Raw genomic sequence first — 6417 nt, 5'->3', positions numbered from 1 at the left:
AAGCGGCGAGCGCCGCGGCAAGCGCCGCTCCGCCCAACAGACGGGCAAACCCCCGTGCAGTCTTGGTCTTCATGTTCAGGCTCCCTGTTTGTTGATTGACATTCGATTGCGCCGGCTGCCGATTTCCGCCCGGATCAACCGAATTGGAGTGTGGGTCACGATGAAAACCCTGGTTCTCGCAACCGCAATTTACGCAGTGGCGGCCTTCGCCGCCATTGCCGAAAGCGACCATCGCAAGGGAACCGCGGGGCTGACCCGTCTCGACTATTCGGTCGCGAACGGCGGACAGACCGCGATGTCGTGCGATGTGAAACTGGCGCATTGGTATTCCGATCATCTGGCCACGGTCCCGGCCGGCGAAACGGCGGGTTTCACCCTGTGGTCGGACACGCAAAACGGCGCGGTCTACCGGGTGAATGCCGCGGGCGACCGGATGCCGGTCGAACGGCTGTGGTGCGGGCTCGACGGCAAGTCGTGGGAAACCCGGGCCGAGATCGCCTTGCCGCGCCTCGGCGGTCAGACCGCCGCTGCAGCCGCGCTGCGCTGCGAGGCGACGGCCGGCCAAACGCGGTGCGAGGCACGCTGAGCCGCCTGCCCGCCGGGGGCATCGGGAAACGTCGTCGCATCTGGAACGCACGGATCTGACCATTTCAGCCTCTGTCGTGAGCCTTCTGTTCTGCGGATGAGCCGGCGTGGCGGATCTGTGCCCCTGCGCCGACCATAATCAGAGAAATTGGTCGCCATCAAAATGCAACCGATAAAATGGTTGAAATGGCGCTGACCTGAGTGTCCTCCGGGATCGTCGGCAACAATGGCTAATTTCTGCGCAAAATGCGCTCTTTTAGCCTGATACGTTGCCTTTTTGAGAAATCCTCCGCGGCATGACCTCCATGGCCTCCGCATTAAATTTAGGCAATATCTGGCGGCATCAATTCAACCATTACTTTTTGGTTGCAACATTTTGGTCGCGCCTCTTAGGCTCAGGGGGACGACGGCGCCGGCAGAACGGCAGCCTCGCAGCCCATTCCAGCGGCCCCCGGGCCCCCAAGACTTCAGGAGCACAGTATGACAGCGCAGAGCCCTGCACAGACGACCGCCCCCGTCAGTCGCCTCAAGACCGGGGCGGAATTTCTCGAATCGCTGAAGGACGGTCGCCGGATCTGGATCGGCAACCGCAAGCTCGACACGGTGTTCGACGAACCGGGCCTGCGCAAGGGCGCCGAGCTGATGGCCGAGACCTTCGACGACCAGTTCAAACCCGAATTCGCCGATGCCACGACCTACACCGACCCCGCCACCGGCGAGCTTTCCAGCCGCGCCTGGCAGGTGCCGCGCAGCCCCGAAGAGCTGCGCGACCGGCGCAAGATCATCGAATATTCGTCGCTGAAGACCGGCGGCACCTTCGGCCGGCCCTCGGATCTGTCGCCGGGCATCGTCGCGGGGCTGATGGCCTATCTGCCGACCTTCCAGAAGAAAAAGTCGCTCATCGACGGCTGCAACCCCGATTTCGCCGAGAATATCGAGGCGTATATGGAGTTCGGCCGGAAGACCAACCTGACCGCCTCGGAAAGCCTGGCCGGGCCGCAGACCGACCGCTCCAACCCGAAGGCCGCCGAGGCGGCGTTCCTGCGCGTGAAGAAGGCGACGAAGGACGGCATCTACGTTTCGGGCGCGAAGACGGTCGGCTCGATCGCGGCGCAGGCGAATGACATCTTCTTCACCAACCTCGGCGGGCTGACCACCACCCCGCCCGAGGCCTGCATCTGGGGCGCGGTGCCGATCGCCTCGGATGGCATCACGATGATCTCGCGCGAGATGGTCTCGCAGCCGGGCGCGAGCAAGTTCGACCACCCCGTCGCCTCGATGGGCGAAGAGGCCGACCAGTTCATCGTCTTCGACAACGTGTTCGTGCCGAAGGAGCGGATCTTCAACCTCGGCGATCCGGACGGGATGTCGTGGTATGGCCCGGTCTGCGCCTTCGCGCACTGGCATGTGCTGACGCGTCTCACGGTGAAATCGGAACTGTTCGTCGGCGCCGGCCACATGGTCCTCGATATCCTCGGCACCGGCAAGATCCCGGCGGTGCAGCAGATGCTGGGCGAGCTGGTGCAGTATCAGCAGACCCTGCGCGCCTTCGTCACCGCCGCCGAGGCCAAAGCCAGCTATACCGAGGCGGGCGTTCTCGTCCCCGAGGTCGGGATGCTGACCGCCGGGCGTCTCTATTCGATCCAGGAATACCCGCGCATCATCCACATCCTGCAGGAGCTGTGCGGTCAGGGGCTGGTGATGCGCTTCGGCAAGGACGCCTTCGAAAGCCCCGAGATCGGCCATTACCTGAACGATCTGCTGCCCGGCCACGGCGTGTCCGCGATGCAGAAAGAGCATCTGATGAACTTCATCTGGGACATGACGAGCGGCGCGCTCGCCGGGCGGGTGGCGCTGTTCGAGAACGTCAACTCCTCGCCCGCGCCGCGGCTGCGCGCGCGGCTCTATGAAGAGGTCGACCGGGCGAAATTCGTCGATCAGGTCAAGACCCTCGCCGGAATGGACTGGTAGGCCGCCCCTTCCCCGACCCCTGCCGCCGCCCGGTTCCTGCCCGGGCGGCGGACCGAGCCCATGCCTGCGGAGGGCCTGATGAACGAACCGACGAACCCCGGCCCGGTGACGGCCTTTCTGGCGGCCTGCAACGCCCATGACTGGGCGGGTGCCGTGGCGCTTTACACCCCCGACGCCAGCCACACCGAGGCCGCCACAGGCAAGAGCCGCGCCGGCACCGAAGCGCTGAAGGCCGGACTCGCGGGGTTTGGCGCCATGATGCCCGATGCCTGCTGGAACGAGGTCGAGCGGATCCTTTCCGGCCCGCACGTGCTGCTGCGCTACGAGCTGAGCGGCACCTTCGGCACCCCCGGCCGGGCGCTGCGGCTGCCCGGCGTGTTCATGTTCACCCTGACGGCAACCGGCCGGATCGCCGCCACCACCGACTTCTGGGACAAGGACGCCTTCCTTGCCCAGATCCGACAGGACTGATGCCATGACCGCTGCGCTGAGCGCCGAAGAGTATCAAAGCCGCGATGCCACCGCGCTCGCCGAGCTGATCCGCAACGGTGCGGTGTCGGTGCAGGAGATGTTCGACACCGCCCTTGCCCGGATCGAGGCGGCCGACCCCGCGCTGAACGCCTTCGTGCACCGCCATTTCGATCTCGCGCAGGCGCAGATCGACGCGGGCCTGCCCGACGGGCCGTTCCGAGGCGTGCCCTTCGCGCTCAAGAACACCGGCTTCGATGCCGCGGGGATGGAACTGTCGACCGGATCGGCGCTGTTTCGCGGCTGCATTTCGCCCATGGACGGCACCCTCGTCGCGCGCTACCGCGCGGCCGGTCTGGTGATCCTGGGCAAGACCAACACGCCGGAATTCGCACTCAGCTTCACCACCGAGCCCGCGGCCTTCGGCGTGACGCACAACCCCTGGAAGCCCGGTCATTCGCCGGGCGGATCGTCGGGGGGCGCGGCTGCGGCGGTGGCGGGCGGGATGCTGCCTTTCGCCAATGCCTCGGACGGGGCGGGATCGACGCGGCTGCCCGCCTCGCATACCAATCTGTTCGGCTTCAAGCCGAGCCGGATGCGCAACCCGCTCGGCCCGGTCGCGCTCGAGGCGATCGCGGGCATGTCGACGCCGCACGCGCTGAGCAAGAGCGTGCGCGACAGCGCGGCGCTGCTCGATGCGACGGCGGGGGCGGATCTGGGCGACCCCTATGCGCAACCGCCCCAGGGGGGGCGGTTCCTCGATGCCGTGGGGCGCGATCCGCGGCCGCTGAGGATCGGCATGACGCTGCGCTCGCCGCTCGGCACGCCGGTCGATCCCGAGATCGCCGCCCGGGTCGGGGCGGCGGCGCGGCTGCTCGAAAGCCTCGGCCACCGGGTCGAGGAGGTCGACGATGCCGGCTATGACGCAAGGGCACTGAAAACCGCGTGGCGGGTGATCCCCGGAACCGGCGTCGCCGCGGCGGTGATGGCGCGGGGGGCGGCGCTCGGCCTCGCCGATCCGCCGGCCGCGCTCGAACCGGTGAACGAGGCCTGGGTGCGCGAGGGGCTGCGGCTGAGCGCGCGCGACTATCTCGCCGCAGTCAATCAGCTGCATCTGACGGCGCGCGCGCTTGGCCGGTTCTTCGCACGTTACGATATCCTGCTGTCGCCCGTCGCGGCGGAGCCCGCGCCCGCGCATGGCGTTCTCGCCAGCCACGGCCAGAGCCTCGATGCCTTCTACGACCGGTTCTGGGCGCACAGCCCGTTCACCTGTGCCTTCAACGCCTCGGGCTGCCCGGCGATGTCGGTGCCGTTCGGGCTGCTCGCTTCGGGGCTGCCGGTCGGCGTGCACTTGGGCGCGGGCTTCGGGCAGGACGAACTTCTCTTCTCGCTGGCCGGACAGATCGAGCGCGCCGCCCCCTGGGCCCATCTGCGCCCGCGCGGTCCGGCCGCGAGCCGCTGACAGACAGGACGACGACGACCATGACACAGCTTTCCCCCGACTCCATCCTCGCGCTCGATGCCGTGGCGCTGACCGGCGCGGTGCGGGCCGGCACGCTCAGCCCCGTCGCGGTGACCGAAGCCTATCTCGAACGCATCGCGACACGTGACGAGACCGTCAGGGCCTGGGAATATCTGTCGCCCGGGCAGGTCCTGGAGGCTGCGCGCGCGCTTTCGGCCCGCGGGCCGCAGGGCGCGCTGGCCGGCCTGCCCATCGCCGTCAAGGACGTGATCGCCACCCATGACATGCCGACGGGCTATGGCAATGTCAGCTATGCCGGCACCCGCCCGGTCTGCGATGCGCCCTGCGTCGTGCTCAGCCGCGCGGCGGACGGCCTCGTTCTGGGCAAGAGCGTCAGCACCGAATTCGCCATGGCCAGCCCCGGCAAGACGCGCAACCCCTTCGACCCCGCCCGCACGCCGGGGGGCTCGTCCTCGGGGTCATGCGCCGCGGTCGGGGCGGGGATGGCGCTTCTCGGCTTCGGCACGCAGACGGCGGGATCGGTCATCCGGCCGGCGTCTTATTGCGGCGTGGTGGGCTACAAGCCGACGCACGGTCTGATCAACACCGCCGAGGTCAAGGTTCTGGCGCAAAGCCTCGACACCATCGGGCTGCTGACCCGCACCGTAGCCGATGCGGCGCTGGTGGCCTCGGTGCTCGGGCGCAGGCCGGATCTGATGCCGGAGGGAACCGTCACCGGGCTGCGCATCGGGCTGTTCCACACCGCGCCCTTCGACAAGGCCGGTCCCGGCACGCTGGCCGCGCTGGAACACGCGCACCGGGCGCTGAGCGGCGCCGGCCACCGTGTCAGCGTGCTGCCCGTGCCCGACTGGTTCGAGCACAGCCACCTCGCCCATCACCGCGTCATGGGATTCGAGGTAACCTCGGCCCTCGCGTTCGAGCGCCTCTCGCCGCAGGTGCATATGACCGACATGACCCGCGATTTCCTCGCCGCCAAGGCCGGGGTCAGTGCCGAAGACTACGATGCCGCGCTGGCGTTTCGCGACCTCCACGCCCGGAAGCTGGCCGACCTGATGGCGGATGTGGATGTGCTGCTCGCGCCCGCCGCACCGGATGTCGCGCCCCTTGGCCTCGGAGCGACCGGAGACCCGGTGTTCAACACCCCCTGGACGCTGTTCCGGATGCCAGCGATCACCGTTCCGGCGCTGCGCTGGCAAGGCCTGCCGGTGGGGGTGCAGGTGATCGGGGCGCGCCACGCCGACCGCAAGACACTGGCCGCCGCACAGGCGATCGAGGCCGCGCTGGATTACGGCTGGACCGCCGCATGATCGCGCTTCCCGACAACCGGGCGGTGCAATGGGCGCTGCTGATCGCACTGACCGGGCTGCTGTGGGGGCTGTTCGTCGTGCTGCGGGTGCCGGCGGCGCCGCTTCTGGGCGGCATGGCGGCGGGCATTGTCGCCACGACCCTCGCCGGGGCGACCTTGCGCAACCCGCGTCCGGTCTACATTCTGGCCCAGGGCGCAGCCGGGGTGTTCATCGCCACCTCGCTCAAGCCCGGGATCTATGCCGACATGCTGGAGCATATGCCCCTGGTCGCCGCGATCACCGTGCTGACGCTGACGATCTCCTTCGCGATGGGCTGGGCGCTGAACCGCTGGGGCGGGGTCGCGGCCGATGCGGCCGTCTTCGGCAGCCTGCCCGGCATGTCGGGCGCCATGGTCATCATCGCGCGCGAGCGCGGCATCGACAGCCGCATCGTGGCGCTGATGCAATATTGCCGGCTCGCCTTCGTCATCGTCGCGGTGACCTTCGTGTCGAAACTGCTGCCCGAGGGTGCGGCGCCCCCTCCGCTGCCCTCGGTCGTTTCTGCCACCGGAGGCGGACCGTCGCTGTTGCTCAGCTTCGCGCTGATCGCGGTTTCGCTGCTGT

At 68.3% G+C, this 6417-nt stretch carries 6 protein-coding genes; all 6 read left to right on the top strand.

The window, feature by feature from the left end; all coding sequences use genetic code 11:
• Positions 1 to 160: 160 nt before the first annotated feature.
• Complete coding sequence (locus CG50_RS14640) at positions 161 to 586, top strand: hypothetical protein (RefSeq protein ID WP_051910054.1); 426 nt, start codon at positions 161 to 163, stop codon at positions 584 to 586.
• 479 nt (positions 587 to 1065) lie between these two features.
• Positions 1066 to 2556, top strand: a complete 1491-nt coding sequence (locus tag CG50_RS14635; protein WP_036639945.1) for a 4-hydroxyphenylacetate 3-hydroxylase N-terminal domain-containing protein — start codon at positions 1066 to 1068, stop codon at positions 2554 to 2556.
• 78 nt (positions 2557 to 2634) lie between these two features.
• Positions 2635 to 3027: a nuclear transport factor 2 family protein gene (locus tag CG50_RS14630; RefSeq protein WP_161785419.1), complete on the top strand. Its 393-nt coding sequence runs from the start codon at positions 2635 to 2637 to the stop codon at positions 3025 to 3027.
• A 4-nt stretch (positions 3028 to 3031) separates the two neighbouring features.
• On the top strand, positions 3032 to 4486 hold the full coding sequence (locus CG50_RS14625; RefSeq protein WP_051910053.1) for an amidase: 1455 nt from the start codon (positions 3032 to 3034) through the stop codon (positions 4484 to 4486).
• A gap of 20 nt (positions 4487 to 4506) precedes the next feature.
• A complete protein-coding gene (locus tag CG50_RS14620; RefSeq protein WP_051910052.1) occupies positions 4507 to 5814 on the top strand; it encodes an amidase in 1308 nt (435 codons plus the stop codon).
• Positions 5811 to 6417, top strand: a 607-nt coding sequence (locus CG50_RS14615; RefSeq protein WP_161785418.1) for an AbrB family transcriptional regulator, incomplete at its 3' end; no start/stop codon positions are given. The genes CG50_RS14620 and CG50_RS14615, both read left to right, overlap by 4 nt.

It is taken from the genome of Paenirhodobacter enshiensis (assembly GCF_000740785.1).
GTDB classification, from domain to species: Bacteria; Pseudomonadota; Alphaproteobacteria; order Rhodobacterales; family Rhodobacteraceae; genus Rhodobacter; species Rhodobacter enshiensis.
The sequence above is the reverse complement of the archived record's forward strand: the minus strand, read 5'-3'. Positions and strand labels throughout refer to the sequence as shown.